15 protein-coding genes are annotated in these 19,728 nt (G+C 28.2%); 10 read left to right on the plus strand and 5 right to left on the minus strand.

The window, feature by feature from the left end; all coding sequences use genetic code 11:
* Window positions 1–407 precede the first annotated feature (407 nt).
* The 3 genes from ilvD to Q6H37_RS08450 all read left to right on the plus strand — a co-directional run bounded on the left by ilvD (window position 408) and on the right by Q6H37_RS08450 (window position 5,050).
* The gene (ilvD, locus tag Q6H37_RS08440) at window positions 408–2,066 is read left to right on the plus strand and encodes a dihydroxy-acid dehydratase (protein WP_318740893.1); all 1,659 of its coding nucleotides are present in this window, start codon (window positions 408–410) and stop codon (window positions 2,064–2,066) included.
* 101 nt (window positions 2,067–2,167) lie between these two features.
* Window positions 2,168–3,127 (plus strand): bile acid:sodium symporter family protein, encoded by a 960-nt coding sequence (locus Q6H37_RS08445; RefSeq protein ID WP_318740895.1) that lies wholly within the window; start codon window positions 2,168–2,170, stop codon window positions 3,125–3,127.
* Window positions 3,128–3,367: 240 nt separating this feature from the next.
* Window positions 3,368–5,050 (plus strand): PocR ligand-binding domain-containing protein, encoded by a 1,683-nt coding sequence (locus Q6H37_RS08450; RefSeq protein WP_318740897.1) that lies wholly within the window; start codon window positions 3,368–3,370, stop codon window positions 5,048–5,050.
* 499 nt (window positions 5,051–5,549) lie between these two features.
* On the opposite strand, the gene Q6H37_RS08455 is transcribed toward Q6H37_RS08450, so the two are convergent.
* Window positions 5,550–6,272, minus strand: coding sequence for a phosphatase (locus tag Q6H37_RS08455; protein WP_318740899.1), 723 nt, complete (start codon window positions 6,270–6,272; stop codon window positions 5,550–5,552).
* Between the two features lie 380 nt (window positions 6,273–6,652).
* Here Q6H37_RS08455 and Q6H37_RS08460 point away from each other — a divergent pair, with 380 nt between their 5' ends.
* From Q6H37_RS08460 to Q6H37_RS08480, 5 genes are all read left to right on the plus strand, one after another.
* Window positions 6,653–7,204 carry a biotin transporter BioY gene (locus Q6H37_RS08460; protein WP_318740901.1) on the plus strand — a complete coding sequence of 184 codons (552 nt, stop codon included), beginning with the start codon at window positions 6,653–6,655 and terminating at the stop codon, window positions 7,202–7,204.
* Window positions 7,198–7,587 carry a DUF1284 domain-containing protein gene (locus tag Q6H37_RS08465; protein WP_318740904.1) on the plus strand — a complete coding sequence of 130 codons (390 nt, stop codon included), beginning with the start codon at window positions 7,198–7,200 and terminating at the stop codon, window positions 7,585–7,587. The genes Q6H37_RS08460 and Q6H37_RS08465 overlap by 7 nt, the downstream gene beginning before the upstream one ends.
* 241 nt (window positions 7,588–7,828) lie before the next feature.
* The gene (locus Q6H37_RS08470) at window positions 7,829–8,200 is read left to right on the plus strand and encodes a BlaI/MecI/CopY family transcriptional regulator (RefSeq protein ID WP_318740906.1); all 372 of its coding nucleotides are present in this window, start codon (window positions 7,829–7,831) and stop codon (window positions 8,198–8,200) included.
* Window positions 8,201–8,205: 5 nt separating this feature from the next.
* Complete coding sequence (locus tag Q6H37_RS08475) at window positions 8,206–9,690, plus strand: M56 family metallopeptidase (protein ID WP_318740908.1); 1,485 nt, start codon at window positions 8,206–8,208, stop codon at window positions 9,688–9,690.
* Between the two features lie 544 nt (window positions 9,691–10,234).
* Window positions 10,235–11,377, plus strand: coding sequence for a S8 family peptidase (locus Q6H37_RS08480; protein WP_318740910.1), 1,143 nt, complete (start codon window positions 10,235–10,237; stop codon window positions 11,375–11,377).
* A gap of 56 nt (window positions 11,378–11,433) precedes the next feature.
* On the opposite strand, the gene Q6H37_RS08485 is transcribed toward Q6H37_RS08480, so the two are convergent.
* The 3 genes from Q6H37_RS08485 to Q6H37_RS08495 form a co-directional block, all read right to left on the minus strand.
* Window positions 11,434–12,825, minus strand: coding sequence for an MATE family efflux transporter (locus Q6H37_RS08485; protein WP_318740911.1), 1,392 nt, complete (start codon window positions 12,823–12,825; stop codon window positions 11,434–11,436).
* 202 nt (window positions 12,826–13,027) lie between these two features.
* The gene (locus Q6H37_RS08490; protein WP_318740913.1) at window positions 13,028–15,094 is read right to left on the minus strand and encodes a helix-turn-helix domain-containing protein; all 2,067 of its coding nucleotides are present in this window, start codon (window positions 15,092–15,094) and stop codon (window positions 13,028–13,030) included.
* 201 nt (window positions 15,095–15,295) lie between these two features.
* The gene (locus Q6H37_RS08495; RefSeq protein WP_318740915.1) at window positions 15,296–17,023 is read right to left on the minus strand and encodes a cell wall-binding repeat-containing protein; all 1,728 of its coding nucleotides are present in this window, start codon (window positions 17,021–17,023) and stop codon (window positions 15,296–15,298) included.
* Between the two features lie 188 nt (window positions 17,024–17,211).
* Between Q6H37_RS08495 and Q6H37_RS08500 the strand changes: the two genes are divergently transcribed.
* A complete protein-coding gene (locus tag Q6H37_RS08500) occupies window positions 17,212–18,069 on the plus strand; it encodes an SDR family oxidoreductase (RefSeq protein WP_318740917.1) in 858 nt (285 codons plus the stop codon).
* A 122-nt stretch (window positions 18,070–18,191) separates the two neighbouring features.
* On the opposite strand, the gene Q6H37_RS08505 is transcribed toward Q6H37_RS08500, so the two are convergent.
* Window positions 18,192–18,350, minus strand: a complete 159-nt coding sequence (locus Q6H37_RS08505) for a DUF1540 domain-containing protein (protein WP_318740919.1) — start codon at window positions 18,348–18,350, stop codon at window positions 18,192–18,194.
* Between the two features lie 220 nt (window positions 18,351–18,570).
* Between Q6H37_RS08505 and Q6H37_RS08510 the strand changes: the two genes are divergently transcribed.
* Window positions 18,571–19,722 carry a sensor histidine kinase gene (locus tag Q6H37_RS08510; RefSeq protein WP_318740921.1) on the plus strand — a complete coding sequence of 384 codons (1,152 nt, stop codon included), beginning with the start codon at window positions 18,571–18,573 and terminating at the stop codon, window positions 19,720–19,722.
* The last annotated feature ends 6 nt before the right edge of the window (window positions 19,723–19,728 follow it).

The following is a 19,728-nucleotide window of genomic DNA, read 5'->3' on the forward strand; positions in this document are numbered from 1 at the left end:
AATGCATTATATTAAATAGTCACTAAATTTTTATTATATTGTTATTTTCTTTATATTGATATTAAATATTAGTAAAAATGTCAAAATTACAGTAAATATTGTAAATTAAAGTTATAAAAGGTTGAGAAAATATTGTTTGATATGCAAAATATGATTTTATATTGAATATATTGAAAAAATAAAATATTTTAAATTTTAATTATTATGATAATAAGTGTTGAATGAAAGTGGAATATATTAATACTTTACAGTAATATTTTTATAGTATTTAAACTTAATAAAGGAATATATTTTCAGTAAATTATCTATAGTCCTTTCAATTATAATATTATACAATATATATAATTAGCATCTGTACTTTAAACGAAAATTTAAATTTAATATAAACTTTTAGGAGGAATTTATTAATGAGAAGTGATGTTGTAAAAGGAGGAGCAAAAGGTGCTCCAACAAGATCTTTAATGTATGGTATGGGCTTTACAAAAGAAGAAATAGATAGACCATTAATAGGAATTGTGAACGCTCAAAATGAAGTAATAGCGGGACATGTACATTTAGATGAAATTGCACATGCTGCAAAGGTTGGAGTTACTATGGCAGGAGGAACTCCAATGGAATTTCCATCTATAGGTGTATGTGATGGTATTGCTATGGGACATGTAGGAATGAAATATTCTTTAGCAAGTAGAGAACTTATAGCTGATTCTATAGAAACTATGGCAATAGCCCATGGATTTGATGGATTAGTTCTAATTCCTAACTGTGATAAGATTGTACCAGGAATGCTTATGGCGGCAGCTAGATTAAACATACCAGCAGTAGTTGTAAGTGGAGGTCCAATGAAAGCAGGCAAACGTAATGGTTGTGATGCAGATTTTACTACTGTAATAGAGGGTGTTGGAACTTATAATGATGGTAAAATTACATCAGAAGAACTTGAAGACATAGCTCAAAAAGCTTGTCCAGGTTGTGGGTCTTGTTCTGGTTTATTTACTGCTAATAGTATGAATTGCTTAACTGAAGTTTTAGGTATGGGTCTTCCTTACAATGGTACATCAGCAGCTCATTCAGGTGAAAGAAAACAATTAGGTAAATATGCTGGAATGAGAGTTATGGAATTATTAAAAAATAACATAAGACCACTTGATATATTAACATTAGATGCTTTTAAAAATGCAATAACTGTTGATATGGCTATGGCTGGTTCAACAAATACAGTATTACATTTACCAGCAATAGCACATGAAGCTGGAATGGAACTTGACTTAGATTTATTTGATGAAATAAGTTCAAAAACTCCTTGCTTAACTAAATTAAGTCCTAGTGGAAAATACCATATAGAAGATTTACATCTTGCCGGAGGAATTCCAGCTATGATGAATGAGTTATCTAAAAAGGGGCTTATTTGTGAAAATGCTTTAACTGTAACAGGAAAAACTGTAGGAGAAAATATTAAGAATAAGACTATACAAGATAATAATGTAATTCATTCTGTAGAAGAACCTTATAGCAACAAAGGTGGACTTGCTATATTAAGAGGAAACTTAGCAGTAAATGGTGCTGTTGTAAAAGAATCTGCAGTAGCTAAGGAAATGCTTAAACATGAAGGACCAGCTAGAGTATTTAATTCTGAAGAAGAAGCTGTTGAAGCAATATTCAAAGGTAATATAAATAAAGGTGATGTAGTAGTTATAAGATATGAGGGACCAAAAGGTGGTCCAGGAATGAGAGAAATGTTATCTCCAACTGCTGCAATAGCAGGTATGGGACTTGATAAGGATGTAGCGCTTTTAACTGATGGAAGATTTTCAGGGGCTACAAGAGGAGCTGCTATTGGTCATATATCTCCAGAAGCTATGGAGGATGGAATAATAGGCTTAGTAGAAGAAGGAGATAAAATTTCTATAGATATATCAAATAAAAAGTTAGAATTATTAGTTAGTGAAGATGAACTTGCAAAACGTAAAGAAAAGTATGTTAAACCAGAACCTAAGATAACAAAGGGTTATTTAGGAAGATATGCAAAATTGGTTACATCAGCAAACACAGGGGCAGTGTTGAAATAAAATTGTTTTAAGGTTTAGATAGAGAAAGTTGATTTTCATGATCTTGATCTCTAACTAAATCTTATTATATAAATATTAATGACATAATAGGGGGCTATACAATGAATTTTATAGAAAAAGTAGGTAAAATATTAGGAAAATACTTTGCATTATTAGTTATAATTGCAGCAGCGATAGGTCTTTTTAAACCTAAATTATTTTTGTGGGTAGTACCAAAAGTTTCGCTATTATTGGGTATTATAATGTTTGGTATGGGTATGACCTTAAAAAAGGAAGATTTTAAAGAAGTGTTTACAAGACCTAAAGATGTTTTTATAGGGGTGGTAGCTCATTATATACTGATGCCATCTATAGCGTATATACTATGTATACTATTTAAATTACCAAAAGAATTAGCAGTAGGAGCTATTTTAGTTGGATGTTGTCCTAGTGGTACTGCATCTAATGTAATGTGTTATTTAGCAAAGGGTGATTTAGCACTTTCAGTTTCAATTGGTGCAGTTTCCACACTTTTAGCTCCATTGTTTATGCCATTATTAATATTACTTTTAGCTGGTAAATGGGTTTCAATTCCTGTAGTAAGCTTATTTATAGAAATTGCAAAAATAGTTATTTTACCTATAGTTTTAGGTGTTGTTGTAAATACAATATTTGGACAAAAGGTAGAGAAGGCAACTAAAGCACTTCCTTTAGTATCAACTATAGCTATAGTTTTAATAGTTGGAGGAGTTGTAGGTGCAAATTCAAAAAGATTATTAAGTACAGCAGCAATGGCAATTGGTGTAGTAGTGCTTCATAATTTATGCGGATTTTTATTTGGATATCTAGCTGGAAGAGTGCTTGGTATGGAAGAAACTAAGAGAAGAGCAGTGTCACTTGAAGTAGGTATGCAAAATTCTGCTTTAGGAGTATCTCTTGCAATGAGTTTCTTTTCACCAGCAGCAGCTATACCAGCAGCTATATTTAGTGTATGGCATAATATATCAGGACCAAGCCTTGCAACATTCTGGTCCAATAAACAAATAGAAGAAAAAGATCAGAATTATAGTAATACAATCTAATAATAATGTATATTTAGGACAGGGTTGTCACACTAAGAATAAATTTCACAGCATATTGTATGTAAATTTCTTAGTGCTACAGCCTCTTTCTAATTTTTTGTTAAATTCATTTGCTATTATTCAATACTATTGGTTAAATTTTATAGTAGAATTAATGTAAGTTGAGATTTAAAATAAGTAGGATATAATATATTTGTAAAATGGATTTTAACATTTGAATATTTTAGGATTGGTGACATGATGAAAAAAAATAAATATGATATACAAAAATTTGACTGGGGAGAAGTTACATGGCTACATGAACCAAGTAACTTACTTACCCAGAGACTTAGTGCAGGGTTAGTAAAATTTTTTCCAGGTAAAAAGCAGACTAGACATGTTCATTTTGGAGAAGAACAAATATTATATGTGATTAAAGGACAGGGTATACATAAGATAAATGGAGAGGAAAAGAAGCTAGAAAAAGGTATGCTCATTCATTGTCCACCTTACTCAGAACATGAAGTTATAAATACAAGTCAAGAGGAATTAGTTTTTCTTATAACATATACACCATCAAAATTAATGGAAATACATCAGAATTTATCTATTGTAAATGATAAACATATATTAGATATAGTTGATATAGAAGTACTTGAAAACATTCAAAAAGAAGTATCAGAGCTTTTAAAGCTTTCCGTAGTCATTACTGATAATAATAATAATGATATTACAAAGCCTATAAATTTAAATAAGTTTTGCAGCTTGTGTAAATCAGCTGGATTATGCAAAGAGAAGGAAAGTAAGTATGAAAGTGAATTAAATAAACAGGATAAAGTATTTGAATGCTGCAATAATATAATAACTATAATAGTTCCTATTTTAATGGGAGATAAGATTATAGGTTATGTGAAATGTGGACACCTTATCATAAATAAATCTAAGGATACAGAAAAATTAATTTTAGCAAGTTGTAAAAATGCAAGTATAGATTGTGAAGAATTAATAGCTGCATATAATGATATACCTCTAATTCCTAAAAGCAGGCTTTATGCTCTTCAAGAATCATTAGGAATAGTTTCTAAGCTCATTTCTAATATTATTGAAAGCAGTTTAGTGGAAAAGGAATTAAGTGAAAAAAATAATGAAATACTGAAAAATACAAAGGAAAAAGTTTATTTGGAAGATGCTTTAAAGCAGGCTAATTTAAAACTTTTAAAATCTCAAGTATCTTCAAGTATTCAAAACTATAATTTCCAGTCTAAAAATTATTTTTACACGGAAACTATGGAATATCCTATTTCTGAAGAAGAAAAGCTGAAAGATTATATTAAGAAACTTGATGAAAGTGCTTGTCATAACATGATTTTACAAATTATAACTAAATATGAGGGCCTATCTATAGAAGAGATAAAAGAAAATTGTGAAGAGCTTTTAATAATTTTAAGCAGAATAGTATATTCAGAAACTAATGATAAGGATATGTTTTTGGATATAAGGTACAAGTATAAGAAGAAAATAAAAAATTGTATTGATTATAATAACTTAAAAGATATAATTTTAGAGGCTTGTGAAGAAATTATAAACATATTAAAAAATGTATTATTAAATGGTAGATATGATATTATACAAAAAATAAATTTATATATAGAAAATAACTTTAATCAAGAAATTACTTTGAATTTTCTTGCAGGGATGTTTTTTATAAGTCCTAATTATTTAAGCACTATTTTTAATGAAAAAAATGGTATGTCTTTAAAAGACTATATAAATAAGTTGAGAATAGAAAAGGCTAAAGAATATTTAAAGGAAACAAATATGAAAATATCTGATATAAGTAAAAAGGTTGGATATAGTCAATTAAGCTACTTTGGAAGCATATTTAAAAAGATGGAAGATTGTACACCTAATGGATATAGGGCAAAATTGAAAAAGAAGAGGTGAATAAAATAGGTACAATGCTACATAACTTTTTAGGTGGAGTCCGCATTGAATATATGGTGTATAAAAGCCAACCGTTTATTAAGGAGCTCTAATGCCTAAAAAGTTATGTAGTAAGTGTATTCTTCTAATTATGATGAATTGCTTATAATATAGAGCTATATATAAAAAAGCGCAGCTTTCTTAATTTTTATTGTTTATATATTTTGCATTGATTTTTTTAATAAATAAGATAAGGCGCAGCCTGTAAAAATGTATTAAACTTATTGATTATTCATTGTATTAAAAATACAGGATTTTTAAAAGAAAATTATCTACCAAATCAATCTCTTTCGAGATATTTCTATAAAATAAGAGATAACTTGTTTTTAAATTTAACATGTTAAGTTTTCAGCAGGCTCTGCCTTAATTTTTAAGCGTTAAGCTATGTGCTAAATTCAAACTTCCACTGTACTCTTGCACCGTAATATTTTTATAGTATACAAAGCATTTTGAATTAAAATTAAAGATTTTTTCCTTTAGCTCTTAAAAAATCAAGAAAATCTTCTTTGCTCTTATTTATTATTAGTTCTTCAGGCATATCTATTTGCTTTAATACTTTTATTGCAGCATCAAAACCACCTATGCGATAGGCAAAATGAGAATCGCTGTTTAGTATTATTTTTACGCCATGTTCTTTGCATAGACTAGCAATTCTAGAACAATTTTTTTCACTACCTATTCTTGAACTTACAAAGGAACTATTATTTATTTCAATAAGTATATTTTTTTCCTTTGCTTTTTTTACTATTTCTTCTTCGTGAATTGGAAATTTGGGATTACCAGAATGACCTAAAATATGTACATTAGGATTATCCATAACCTTCAATAGAGCAGTAGTAGTTAAATCAGGATTGTTATTTCCTTTCATTATAGGTTCATGAATACTAGCTATGAGTATATCTAAATTTTTTTGCATATCCATTGGTAAATCAAGATTTCCTTCAAGATCTATAATATTTGCTTCGCATCCATAAAGCATAGTTACACCAAAAAGTTCTCTAGGAAGTACTTTAAGGTTTCCAAAATACCATTCATGAGGGGCACCAGGCATAGAAGGACCATGATCTGTTGTTCCTAAAAGTTGTAGACCTATTTCACTAGCATATTTAGCATTTTCTAATAAAGTAGAATAAGCATGCCCACTTACTATAGTATGAGTATGCACATCAAGAACATATTTCATTTAAATTGACTCCTTTCAAAATTAAAGTGACCTAATATTATTATATAATAAATGTTAAAGTTTATATTTTTATTAACCATATTATAATTAGATAACAGTTTTGCTGCATAGTTAAATGTTTAAATTTAAATATAAAACTCATATAATATTTTACTATAAAATATTAATTTGTATATTAATTGTATGAAAATTATTATTAACTTTTTTATATAGAATTACTGATATGTTTAATGATTAAATTTTTATACAAATAATTCTACTTTAATTGTTAATTAAAATTGGAGATATAATGTTTGACAAATAAATAGTAATTATCTATAATTTAATTGTTAACTTTATTAAGAAATTAAGTTGACAAAGATTGATTAGGAGGATGAAGTATGAAATTAAAGTTATCAACTAAAGAAATGATACTAATAGCAATATTTGCAGCCATAACATCAATATTAGCACAAATATCTATAGCTCTGCCTTTTAGTCCAGTGCCAATTACTCTTCAAATATTAGCAGTATATTTATCAGCAATAATTTTAGGCAGCAGACTTTCATTTATGTCTCAACTTGTTTATATTCTACTTGGTGCTGTTGGAGTGCCTGTATTTGCAAGTTTTCACGGAGGAATAAGTTCTATACTTGGCCCCACAGGAGGTTTTTTGATTAGTTATCCTATTATAGCTTTTGTAATAGGTAAGGTAACAGAAAAAAGGCATAATATTATGGTAACAATTTTAGGTTTGTTCATATCATTACTAATTTGCTATACTTTTGGTGTAATTCAGCTTTCATTCGTAACAAAAATGTCATTACAAAAATCTATTATGGTAGGAGCAGCTCCTTATGTGCTTTTAGATACTGCTAAAATTATAGCTGCATATCTAGTTGGAGTCAAAGTTAAACAAGCACTCCTAGGGGCGAAATTAATAAAATGTTAGTTTTAAGAGCTCATCATTTGTTGTGCATTCAAGGATATGAAGGTAATGGATATAGTTTTGAATTTACTAAAAATATGGACAGAGTAGTGAATAATTTAAGTGATAACATGTATGTAAAAATTGTAATGATGGTAGATGATATTTGTGTCAAATGTCCACATAAATTGAAGGATGACACTTGCAAAAGTCAGGAAAAAGTTTTTGAATTGGATTTTAAAGTGTTAAATGAGCTTAACCTTATAGTAAACAGGACTTATTTGTATAAAGATATTTTAAATAGTATAAGAGAAAATTTAAGTTATGAAAAATTTCAGGAGATTTGTGGAAGCTGTCAATGGTTTAGTTATGGGTATTGTAAAAATAGAATGTTTGGTAATCCTTAGTTATATGAAGTAAATCTTAAAATAGCTAAGTATAGGTTTAATACTGAAATTAAATTTTTCGGTATTAAACTTTTTTTGTAAATAAATATTTTGATAAAGATTGTTTTATACAATATAGTATAATTTTCATATCAATGCCATACTAATTAATATTATAGATTGAAATAATATTGACAATAGTTGATTACGATTGTAGTATAATAATATAGATTACGATTGTAATTAATAGGAGGATTAAAATATGAGTAGTATACCTAAAATATCTGAAGCAGAATGGGAAGTAATGAAGATTATATGGAACAAAAACCCTTGTACTGCAAATGAAATAATAAAATATTTAGAAGGCAGCACTGAATGGAAACCTAAAACAGTTAAATCACTTATAAGTAGACTTTTAAAAAAGAATGCTATAAGTTTTAATGAAGAAGGCAGAACATATTATTATTATCCTTTGGTCAATGAGAAGGAATGTATAAAGGAAGAAAGTAAATCTTTTATACAAAGAGTATATAATGGTGCTGCTAAAAATATGTTATTGAATTTTATTGAGGACAATAAATTGACAGAAGAGGATATAGATGACTTGAAACGTATATTAGATGATAGGAAGTAGAGATTATGTTTCATTTAATGGTTTTATATAAATGGGTATTATACTTGTCATTTTCAGCTAGTGTATTGATTTTATTTACTTTTTTTATAGTAAAGCTTTTAAAACAAAAATTGAGACTGCAAATTCAATATATAGTGGGACTTTTTATTTTAATAAGATTAATCATACCTATGCTGCCTCAAAGTTCATTTAGTATATTTAATATAACACCGATTTTTTTCAATAGACCACCGGTGGTATCTGCAGTAGATAAATTCGATTATGATCAGTATCTCACTGAAAATCCAGATGAGAAAGCATTGAGAAGCGTTCAAGGAAACAAAGAGTATTGGTATCTAAATCCAGGCATTATTGGAAATCGATCATCGATATCAACTATACAATTCACATTTATAATATGGATTGCAGGTGTTATTTTAGGAGTGTTTTATATGATTATGTCATATAAAATATGTTTGAATGAGATTAGTAGATGCAATCAATTAGCAGATGATAGAGTTATAGGAATTTTAGAAAAGTGTAAAAAAGACATGAAAATAAAAATTAAAATAGATGTTGTTAAAGGAGAAAATATAAAAAGTCCAGCAATTTTTGGGCTTTTTAATCCTAAAATATTAATACCAGAAAATATAATTGAATACATGAATGATAATGATATCAGAAATATATTTCTTCATGAGCTTTCACATCATAAAAGAAAAGACATTTTGACTAATTATATTATTAGAATAGTTAATGTAGTTTATTGGTTTAATCCACTTATATGGTGCTTTATAAAAAAGATGAAAAAGGACATGGAATTATGCTGTGATTCTCTAGCACTTTGTTATGTGGAGAATGACAAGCTAAAGGAATATGGATATACCATGTTAAATCTTATTAAATATTCTAAATTTAATACAAAAAGAAAATTGAATATGGCAGTGGGTATTTCAGTAAATGCTGAAGATATGGTTAGAAGAATTAATGTGATAAAACAATTTAAAAGAACTTCACCTAAGATATTTATAATTTCAGTGTTTATTTTATTAGTTTTTGGAGCTACTATGCTTACGGAAGCAAAAATAAATAATGTATTTTTAGGCAATGTTAATAGTAATATAACTTCTAAATATGTAGTAGATGAATTGGGTAGAAATATAATAATGGACAATGTTGATTATCCATATGAATATGATTCTAAGATTATTGGCAGCTGGAAGTGTGTAGATTTTGTTGGATATATATCAGATTTTAAAAAATATAAGGAATACAATAATAAACAAATATATATTAAAGAGCTTAAGTTTTTTGAAAATGGAACAACAGATAAAAAGTGGCTATCATGGACCAAGGGTATTATTATAAATAAAGCAGACAAGCTTTCAAGTGAATATCTTATAAAAGATATTGATGGGGAAACCTATATGTTTTTTCAGTGGAAAAGTGGAGACTATGCTTTTGGATGCAGAAGACCAAGCTATTATGTGTTGAAAAAGGTTAAATCGTAGCATAAAAATAATGTGACACAAGGGTGCAGTGGAAGTTTGGATTTTAACTTTTAGTCCGTGATATATGCTAAGTGTGTCATCACAGCTAAATGTATTAAGCAGAGAGCCAAAATCTACGATTTTGTGCGAATCGCTTACTCCTCTGAGGAGAGGAGTTTCCAATTTAAAATAAAGCTCGAAATTTTTGAAAGCCTAAGAACTTTGTCAAACTCGGTTTCCTCAAACAGGACTAAGGTTCTAAGGCTTTCAAAAATTTTGAGCTAAGAATAATACTAAAACAATTTAGCTAATGTGATGACACACTTAGCATATATCACTACCTAAAAGTTAGAATCCAAACTAATAACTTCGAGTCTACACATTTAATTGTATTGTCATAGATAAGTTTAGTAATTCAAAATTGTATTTACCTAATTTGATTTGAAAAATGACACAATTTTTGCAAGGAAAGCAAAAGCTTCGAAAGCGACAGAACACTGCATTATATAATCATTCCTAAATATATTGTAGTTCTTAAATTTATAGTAAAGGAGAAGATGCAAAAATGAAGAAAAAAATTTTAATTGTTACGATTACGATTGTAATTTTAACTTTGATCGGTGGGGGTATTTTTGTGAAGAAGGCTATAGAGAGGGGAGATCCTAAAAACTGGGGAATTAATCCTTCGAAACTTCCAGATATAGTGACAGATAAGGTTTTGAAAAAACATCATTCAGAGCTTGAGAGAATATATGGATTTCAAGGAAAGGATGTATCTAAAAAGGATTTGTCTAAAGTTTCTTTAGAAGTAATTTCAAACATAGGCTTTGATAAATCAACAAAGTGGCCAGAAAAAAGTAAACTTCCACAAGGGTATGATCCAGATAAATGGTTTGACATAGGTAAAGATCCAGGGCTTAATTTAAGTAAAATTCATGAAAAAGGTATTACTGGAAAAGGAATTAGTGTGGCAGTTATAGATAAACCGATAAGATCGACCCATAATGAATTTAAAGATAAGATGACCTATATTAAAATAGGTGATCAAACCAATCCTCATTTTCATGGATTGGCTTGTGCATCTATTTTAGCAGGAAAAACTTGTGGAGTAGCAAGTGGAGCAAAACTATATTACTTTGCGACTCCAGATTCAAGAGATAGGCAAGAATATTATATGGAAGCTATAGATAAAATTATTGATATTAATAAATCACTTCCTAAGAATGAAAAAATAAGAATTGTATCAATATCTGATGGGGTAGAGAAGAAAGATAAATATTATAGTAAATGGCAAGAAACTATAAAGAAAGCAAATTCAGAAGGTTTAACAGTGGTATACTCTAATTTACTAGGAGAAAAAAAGTTTAGATGGGGAGGATGTAATGCTTCAAAAGATAGAAATAATCCTTCAAATTATGAGATTAGTAATTACTTGAAACAGTATAGGATAGATAAGTCTAGCATAATTGTTCCAGGAGATTTTAGGACTACTGCTGGCAACAGTTCAGATAACGATTATGTTTATTGGGGTGAAGGAGGCTTTAGCTGGGCTATTCCTTATGTTACAGGACTTGCAGCTTTAGCATGGCAGGTTAATCCAAATTTAACATTTGATCAAATAATAGATAAATTAATAGAAACCAAGACAACTACTTCAGAAGGTCTATATATAATTAATCCAGTGAAGTTCATGGATTCTATACATTAAATATAACTTATAAAAAAATAGCTTCCACTATTTTAAGTAAAGTGGAAGCTGTTTTTTTACATATGAGTTTTTACTTTAAGTTTGCGGCTTATTTCTAATTCGTTGAAGTCTTCTCTCAAAGTTTTACTTAAGAAGTAAAAGGAAGTTAAGGCAGCAATGGCATCAGTTATAGGATAAGCAATCCAGGTACCTTTTATACCAAATAGTTCAACAAATAGTATAGCTAAAGGTATGAATATTATAATTTCCCTATATATTGAAAGTAAAAAGCTTTTTTTCGCTTCACCAATTGCTTGATAATAATTTATTCCCATATAATATACTCCAGTTAGAGGTATTAAAGAAATACATAATCTGAAAGCTTTAACTGTTTCATTAAGTAAAGTAGAATCTTTTAAGAAAAATCCTATTATAGAATTTGAAAAGAACATAAAAATCAACCAAAAACCAAAGGAAGCTATTAGCACAGTTTTAATTGAAGTAATTAAAACTTTTTTAACTTTATCATAGTTTTTAGCACCAAAGTTATAAGCAACTATAGGCTGCATTGCAGAGCTTATTCCTATTATTGTTACAAATAAAAACATTGAAACTTTAGTTATTACTCCTATTATCACAATGGCAGCTTCTCCACCTTGAGAATAAAGAAGGTTATTTAATACTACAGAAACTAAAGCATCTTCAATTTCTATGATAAAGGTTGAAAATCCAATAGTTATTATACCAGTTAAAATTTCTCTGGTAATCGAAGTATGAATAGAATGCATTGAAAATTCAATATTAAAATCTCTTATAATATTTTTGAATTTATAAAAAGCAAAGCTAAAGGCAATTATTTGAGAAATTACTGTGGATATGGCAGCTCCTTCTATTCCAAAGCCAAGCATAACTATTAATATATAATTGATTATTATATTCAAAACAGCACCAATTAAGTTAGTATATAATAAAGCTCTAGTTTGTTTTAGAGAAATCATAATATAACAGGCTACTACTGATAAAGATTGAAAAATGCCACCTAATAATATTATGGATACATATTTATTTACTAAGGCATAGGTTATGTCACTAGCTCCTAGTGTATAAAAAATAGGTTTTCTAAATACAAAAACAATAAATGAAACTAAGGTTAAGAGAGTTAAAACTAAAGTTAAAGAAGTAACTATTATTCTTTTAAATTCTGAAATGTTATTTTCACCTAAGCTTCTAGCAGTGTAAGTTGAAGTACCAACAGCTATTAAAAGACCAAGAGCTATAAGTAGCTTTTGAACAGGAAATGCTATGGTTATAGCTGCCAGGGAAGTAACTCCTATGTAGTGACCTACATATATTGTGTCTACAATGTTATAAAGTTCCGATACCAACAATGCAAATATAGCAGGTACAGCAAATTTAAAAAGGGTTGTTTTGATTTTTTCTTTTGCAAAAATATTACTGTCAATTTCCATAAATTTCACCTCAAATTTTAGAAAAGTAAGCTATGACATTTAAAAAAATAATCTTTGCTTACTTAACTCTTTAATTAAATTATAATGGTTTTGGGGGAAATTTACATTCACTTAAAGGTTTAGAAGAAAAGTACAATTATGAGGTGTTGAGAAAATAGAAAAAATAGGAAAATAGCTTAATAACACCTATTTTTAGGTATTATTAAGCCTCTTTTATCAAGATAAGTAAAGCTCCATAGCCTTTTAGAGTGATTTGTAAATTAAATACAGTACTTTTTTTCAGGTTTTTAAAATGTATAGTAGGAAAAGAGGCTTTATGAAGAATTTGTTTTTCCTCTTTACTCAATCTTTTAGGTTTTCCCATATCAATCCAGTAGTTATATGAGGAACCAGATTTTTCATTTATTTCGTAAGTAGTTATTTTTATAGATGAAGGTATATTGACTATATTTAATGAAAGTTTTTGTGCAACAGCATTTTTTACAGCTCTAAGCTTTGAAAAACTTTTAAATGGAATAAGTTTATCTATATCATCATTATGGTTATAAAGTAAAATTTGATATTCTTTATCAGACTTTGTGACTATATATCCATCATTTTTAGCAACTAATGTATCCCCTAACTTGTTTAATAAGTAATATGCATAATAGGAAGGCTTTTTTATTCCTTTGTCATTTATAAGACCAGGATATCCAAAAAATACTTCATTAGTTAAGTTAACTTGCTTATCTAAAACATCAAATGCTCTTAAAAAGTTCAAGGAATTTATATTTCTTATTACGCTGTTAATAATGTATGGCATCATATATGTTGTATCGTAAATATAGTCTGTACTATCATTAGCATAAAATGGCTTATCAGATACTTCTAACTCATAATCCTTACACAAAAGTTCTACTATTTTGTGTTGGGTAACATCTGACATAGTTGAACTAAATTGAAATTTAAAAGAATACAAATCCAAATTATCCAATTCTCCAAAATAGTTTAGGAAAGACTTTAAAGCTTTTAAGAACTCTTCAGTGGAAAAGTTTTTATCATCTAAAACTATAAGAGGTTTTATATTAAGTGTATCTAAAAATTCAAATACATCACTGGTTCTATTCCAGTTGTAAAATTTAGAACCTGGAAAGATGCACATATCTTGACTAAAAACATTTAAAAGTCTGGCATATTCAAAGCCTATTTCTTCCTGAAGGACTTCAAGTATGTCTTTATTATCTTCTAAAAGAAGATCAAAAGCATCTCCTACGTTTAGCACATCTTTAAAGGATTTATGAAATTCTCCAATATCTTCACCCATGTTTATATCTATTTTTGTTATTTTATCCTCATAATTAAATCTATCATAATCCTCTAAATAATAGGTTATATATTGAAGACTTTCATTTAACTCAAAAAATTTAAGTTTTTTTTGAGTTTCAAAGGTTTCGTCATCAACTTTAAATTTTTTTCTATATTGAAGAGGAGTATATTTATAATGAGCTTTAAAATGTTTATTAAAATATCTAGTATGAGAAAATCCCACTTCCTCTGAAATTTCGGATATGGTTTTATCTGTATCTAAAAGAAGTTTTAAAGCTTCTTGAACTCTATTTGAATTTAACAAATCTGTAAAGCTGGAGCCTGTAACATCTTTTATTCCGTGAGATAAATAATCAGTACTTAAAAACTCCTTTTTTGCTATGTCTTGAAGTGTTATATTGTCATTAGAGTTATTAAATATGTATTTAGAAATTCTATGATATCTTTCTAGTTGTTCTTCTTTTTCTTTTAAATCTTCATTTTCATACATCAAATAGTGAAAATTGTTTATAAGGTGGTAAAGAAGATCTATGAGGATAACTTGTATTTCTTTATCATAGTTATCTTGTTTTTGAACTGCTTCACAGGTTATTTTAGCTAAAAATGTTCTTAGAGCATCGTATTTTTCACTTTCCTGAGCTCTGTCATCTGTAGTATTAGTGAAGAAAAACATATTTTCAATATCACTGTAGTATTTTTCGAAAAAATAAGAATCTATATGAAAAACTAAAACTTTATTATCTTTATCCTTACTTACGATACTGTGAGGTTCATCTAAATTTATTATTTCTATGTCCTTTTCTATGAGTTCATAGTTATCTGAACTTATAGTGATATTGAGTTTACCCTTAAGGACATAGAGAATTTCTATGGAATTATGCCAATGCATGGGATAATTTATTACATTCTCTAGAGATATTGAAACTGGCATATCGGAAGGATAAGTTATGTATTTTTTTCTCATAAGTTATCTCCTTTCTTTTAAGCTAATAATAAAAACGGTGGATTATTTAATGATTTTTTTAATTTATGATTAGTATAATATATAGAAAAACTTTTTTCAATTTGAAAAGCTATGAAATATAGGTTGTATAACTAAATTTCATAGCTTTTATTTACACTCATTATTTGTTTTAAAACAAACTTATTAATTGTAATATTAATTTTAGTTAGCTTTAGTTAAGGCAAGGTATTTAGCACCTTTTACGTATGCAGGATCGAAATCAGTATGTTTATCAGGATTTTTTACAGCTATATAGAATATTCTTGCATTTTTTGAATCTTGAGAAACTAGTCTATTTACTACGCTGCCATTTGAATCATATTCCTCGAAAAGGTAGCAATTACCAGTATTATCTAATGGTTTGATTTTATATTTAAAAGTTTTGTTTGACCATACTGCAGTAAGATCATCTTTGAATTCATATGTGTTATTAGCACCATCTAAAAATTTTCCTACATAAGCAGCCCTGTTTATTGAGTTAACAAAATCTGTTTTAATGAAAGTTTCATTATTTAAATATTTAGAGTTAGTAGTTATAAGAGCAACTGAATCAAGAGTTATTGTATTATTACCAATGTCTATAGTAAACAGGGTATCATACTCATCAGTTCCGCTCATGCCATAAAACAAATATTGGTTTTTAGATATTTTTTTGATTTTTTGAATAGTTTCTAGTTGTGCATCATTTTTGTTTGCTGTAATAAATTGATATTTGCTAGAAGCTTTAGTATTAAAGTGAAGTATTTTGCTATCATAAGGTATGGATACCTTCTTATCTTCTAAATAAATTTGTTTGTACCAATCACCTTGAAGCTGTGATAATAAATAATCTACTTGAGCATCAGTTAAATCTGTATTATCTGCAATTGAATCTAAATATGAATTTGGAACAACAGTAGTTCCTATAATACTATTAACAGCATCATCACTTATAACTCCTCTTTCACCTAATACATTTACATTTTTTACATCATTTTTACTAATAAAATTTGAAACAGCATTTATATTACTATTTCCTAATAGTATAATTGGATTTGATGATTTTCCTGCTAGTGCTGAACCTGAAAGAGCATCTGCAAAGGTTGAATCGCTGGCTACAAGTAATTTATTTAAATCTAAAATTCCCTTAAAGTCATTTATTAATGCTAGATTTCTGCTGTATTTATCAGATTGATTATAAACTTTTGTTGTTGATAGTTCTTTAGAAATGTTACTGCCTAAAACATCAGAACCACCTACTAATATTAAATCTTTATCTTTAGCACTTGCTGCATAATTTTTAACTGAAACAGGAATGTAATTTTTGGATACTAATATTATAGGATATTGAAGTTTAGAAGCCATAGGAGCAGTAATTAAAGCGTCTTCAAAGGTATCGCCTGAAACAACAAACATACCAGAAGCATTGCCTCCTGTTAATTCCTTAGCAACCTTAATGGAAGTTTCATATCTATCTGCTCCTCCAATTCTTTTACTGGTTATATTTATTGAACCTAGAAAGTTTGCTACATCATTAGAAATAACACCAGTACCACCTATAATGTAAACTGTTTTAACTCCTAACATTTGCAAACGGTCTTTAGTTAAATCATTTAAATAATTACCTTCAGTAAGCAAAATTGGTGCATTATTAAGTTTTTTAGCTAGTGGAGAAGCAGTAATAGCATCTGCAAACATATCAGAGTTAACCAAAATGGCATAATCAGATTGAGACCATCCATTCTGTACAATGGTATTACAGGTTCCATATCTATCTAAACCAGCTAGTCTAGTTACACTAGGTTTATTAGAATTAACATTATTAGTGTCATTATTAGCAAAAACAGATGTTGGAAGTAATAAACCTATACTAATTACAATTGAAGTGATTAATAATTTTGTTTTTTTCATAAAAAATGTCCCCCTAAAAATTTTTTTATATTAAAATTTATCATTAAAGATTTAAATGTTCTCATCTACAATGAGTTTACCATAAAAACACTTATATAGTAAATATATTAAGTAAATAATAAAGATTTTAATGAGCAATACTAGATATGGAGAAAAAATATTATTTTAAATGAAAGGAAGATAAAAGTATGGATTTTCCAAAAACAATACCACCTCAAAAACAGGATAAACAACCAGGACTAGAGTCACTTATGAATCCAAAACCAATTTATGATAATGTAAATTACCAAGGAGCAAATAAATTAAGTAATAAAACTGCATTAATTACAGGAGGGGACAGCGGAATTGGTAAAGCTGTAGCAGTTGCATATGCTAAGGAAGGTGCAGACATAGCTATAGTGTATTTTGATGAACATGAGGATGCTAAGGAAACTCAAAAAGTAATACAGGAAAAAGGAAGAAAATGTATGCTTATACCAGGAGATATAGGAGATGAAAGTTTTTGCATAAAAGCTGTAGAAAATATAATAAAAGAATTTGGAAAGATAGATATACTTGTAAATAATGCAGCAGAGCAGCATCCTCAAAATAGTATAGAAGATATTACAAGTGAGCAGCTTGAAAAAACGTTTAGAACTAATTTTTTTGGAATGTTTTATATGACAAAAGCAGTGATGCCTCACTTGAAAAATGGAAGTATAATTATTAATACATCTTCTATTACAGCCTATAAAGGTGATAAAATTTTGATAGACTATTCTGCAACGAAAGGAGCTGTAACTTCTTTTACTAGATCAATGGCACTTTCGCTAGCAAGCAGAAATATAAGAGTAAATTCTGTAGCACCAGGACCAATTTGGACACCTCTTATTCCATCTTCGTTTACTGCAGAGCAAGTTGGCAAATTTGGTACTGATACGGAAATGGGTAGACCAGGGCAGCCTGTGGAGCTAGCTCAAGCTTATGTATTTTTAGCTTCTGAAGATTCCAGCTTTGTTTCAGGTGAAACTCTACATGTAAATGGTGGGAAAATGGTTACTGTATAAATTAGAATGGGTTAAGATGGGGGAATAAGGAAGTGCTTAAAGTAAAAAAGATGAGGAGTTGCATTAATAATATATTGTAGTGTTCATTATTACTACAACAGCATCATCTTTTTTATGTTTAATTATTCTATTTTAAAGCTTCCGCAGTCTGTACCTTCAACGTTCGTTGTAGCATATTCGTGTTTAGTAACTTGAATTTTTTCTAAAGTACAATAATCCTCATTATGTGCATGGAACTTACATTCTGAGACGATACATCCTATACTGTTATTCTTCTCCATAAAAAGCACCTCCAAATTTATTTTTTAAAATTCTGTGATATTATTGTGTGATATTAACTTATATATATTCATGGTAGTTTTTATAATTGAGGTGTTATCTTCTATATAAAATATTCCATAACTTAACTATAATGCTATAATATAATTAAAAAATATAATTAGCTATTTAAAATAGCCAAAATGGAATTTTTAGATTAAATTAAGCGAGGTTGTATAAATAATGTACATATTGAGAAAATCTTTAGTAGTTTTTAAATATTTATTCTTAGTGCTTGTATTTGTTGATATTCATCACGGATTTAATAAGAAAGTTTCAATTATGATACTATTATTTTTGTTTAGTACAGTGATAATGATTAATGATTATGTAAGAAATAAAATATTAAATAAAAATTCAAAGTATAAGTATGTATCATTATTTTTTACTATTTGTGGAGCAGCAGTGCTAAGATATTTTGTGAGAGGCTTAGGAGCCAGCGGATATATATTCTTTTCATTAGCCGAACTTTTGGGAGTAAAGGGAAAATTGTTAAAAATTTTTTTCTTAATTCATGGAACTTCCTTTTTTATAGTATCTATTTTAAGTATAGGAATTCCTAATACTGTAGATAAGATGTCAGATATGGGAATAACAATAATAAGCTATTTTGCTGTGGCTAGTATAATATATTCTATAAAAATGATTCAAATGGAAAAAGAAGAAACAAAGCAGTTAAATGAGAAATTAAAATTGGCAAATATAAAACTACAAGAATACTCTCTTAAAGTTGAAGATTTGACTATCTCTAAAGAAAGAAGGAGAGTTGCTCAAGAATTACATGATTCTTTAGGACATTCACTTATGGCACTAACTATGCATTTAGAATTTGCAAAAAAAGTTATGGATTCTAAACCTGATAAGGTTAAGGGAGTATTGGAAAAATCAGAAAAGATTGCAAAGGATAGTGTTAATGATTTACGAAAGGCTGTTAATGCTCTTAAGGAAGAAAGAGAAATAGAACATCTTAATGAATCTATAAAAAATCTTATTGATAACTTTGAGATAGCTGGTGGAGTAAAAATTAATTTTAATGGGGACATGAGTGTTGATGATGTAGATATTAATATTAAAAATTCAATATATAAAACCATAAGGGAAGCTTTAACAAATAGCATAAAGCATGGACAAGCAACTGAAATTAATATAAATATGGTAAAGAGCAGTGAAGGCATAAACTTAATAATAAGTAATAATGGAATTCGATGTGATAAAATTATAAAGTCTAATGGATTAAATGGAATTGAAAATAGAATAGGTCTACTAAATGGAAGAGTAAATTATTTTAGTGGGAAAAATTCAGGGTTTAGTATAGAAGCCAATATTCCAATATAATAGGAG

Source organism: Clostridium sp. JS66 (assembly GCF_033561535.1).
Classification (GTDB): domain Bacteria; phylum Bacillota; class Clostridia; order Clostridiales; family Clostridiaceae; genus Clostridium_AM; species Clostridium_AM carboxidivorans.

Coding starts and splice junctions, on each gene's coding strand:
- ilvD (WP_318740893.1), top strand. CDS start 408: ATGAGAAGTGATGTTGTAAAAGGAGGAGCAAAAGGTGCTCCAACAAGA.
- Q6H37_RS08445 (WP_318740895.1), top strand. CDS start 2,168: ATGAATTTTATAGAAAAAGTAGGTAAAATATTAGGAAAATACTTTGCA.
- Q6H37_RS08450 (WP_318740897.1), top strand. CDS start 3,368: ATGAAAAAAAATAAATATGATATACAAAAATTTGACTGGGGAGAAGTT.
- Q6H37_RS08455 (WP_318740899.1), bottom strand. CDS start 6,272: ATGAAATATGTTCTTGATGTGCATACTCATACTATAGTAAGTGGGCAT.
- Q6H37_RS08460 (WP_318740901.1), top strand. CDS start 6,653: ATGAAATTAAAGTTATCAACTAAAGAAATGATACTAATAGCAATATTT.
- Q6H37_RS08465 (WP_318740904.1), top strand. CDS start 7,198: ATGTTAGTTTTAAGAGCTCATCATTTGTTGTGCATTCAAGGATATGAA.
- Q6H37_RS08470 (WP_318740906.1), top strand. CDS start 7,829: ATGAGTAGTATACCTAAAATATCTGAAGCAGAATGGGAAGTAATGAAG.
- Q6H37_RS08475 (WP_318740908.1), top strand. CDS start 8,206: ATGTTTCATTTAATGGTTTTATATAAATGGGTATTATACTTGTCATTT.
- Q6H37_RS08480 (WP_318740910.1), top strand. CDS start 10,235: ATGAAGAAAAAAATTTTAATTGTTACGATTACGATTGTAATTTTAACT.
- Q6H37_RS08485 (WP_318740911.1), bottom strand. CDS start 12,825: ATGGAAATTGACAGTAATATTTTTGCAAAAGAAAAAATCAAAACAACC.
- Q6H37_RS08490 (WP_318740913.1), bottom strand. CDS start 15,094: ATGAGAAAAAAATACATAACTTATCCTTCCGATATGCCAGTTTCAATA.
- Q6H37_RS08495 (WP_318740915.1), bottom strand. CDS start 17,023: ATGAAAAAAACAAAATTATTAATCACTTCAATTGTAATTAGTATAGGT.
- Q6H37_RS08500 (WP_318740917.1), top strand. CDS start 17,212: ATGGATTTTCCAAAAACAATACCACCTCAAAAACAGGATAAACAACCA.
- Q6H37_RS08505 (WP_318740919.1), bottom strand. CDS start 18,350: ATGGAGAAGAATAACAGTATAGGATGTATCGTCTCAGAATGTAAGTTC.
- Q6H37_RS08510 (WP_318740921.1), top strand. CDS start 18,571: ATGTACATATTGAGAAAATCTTTAGTAGTTTTTAAATATTTATTCTTA.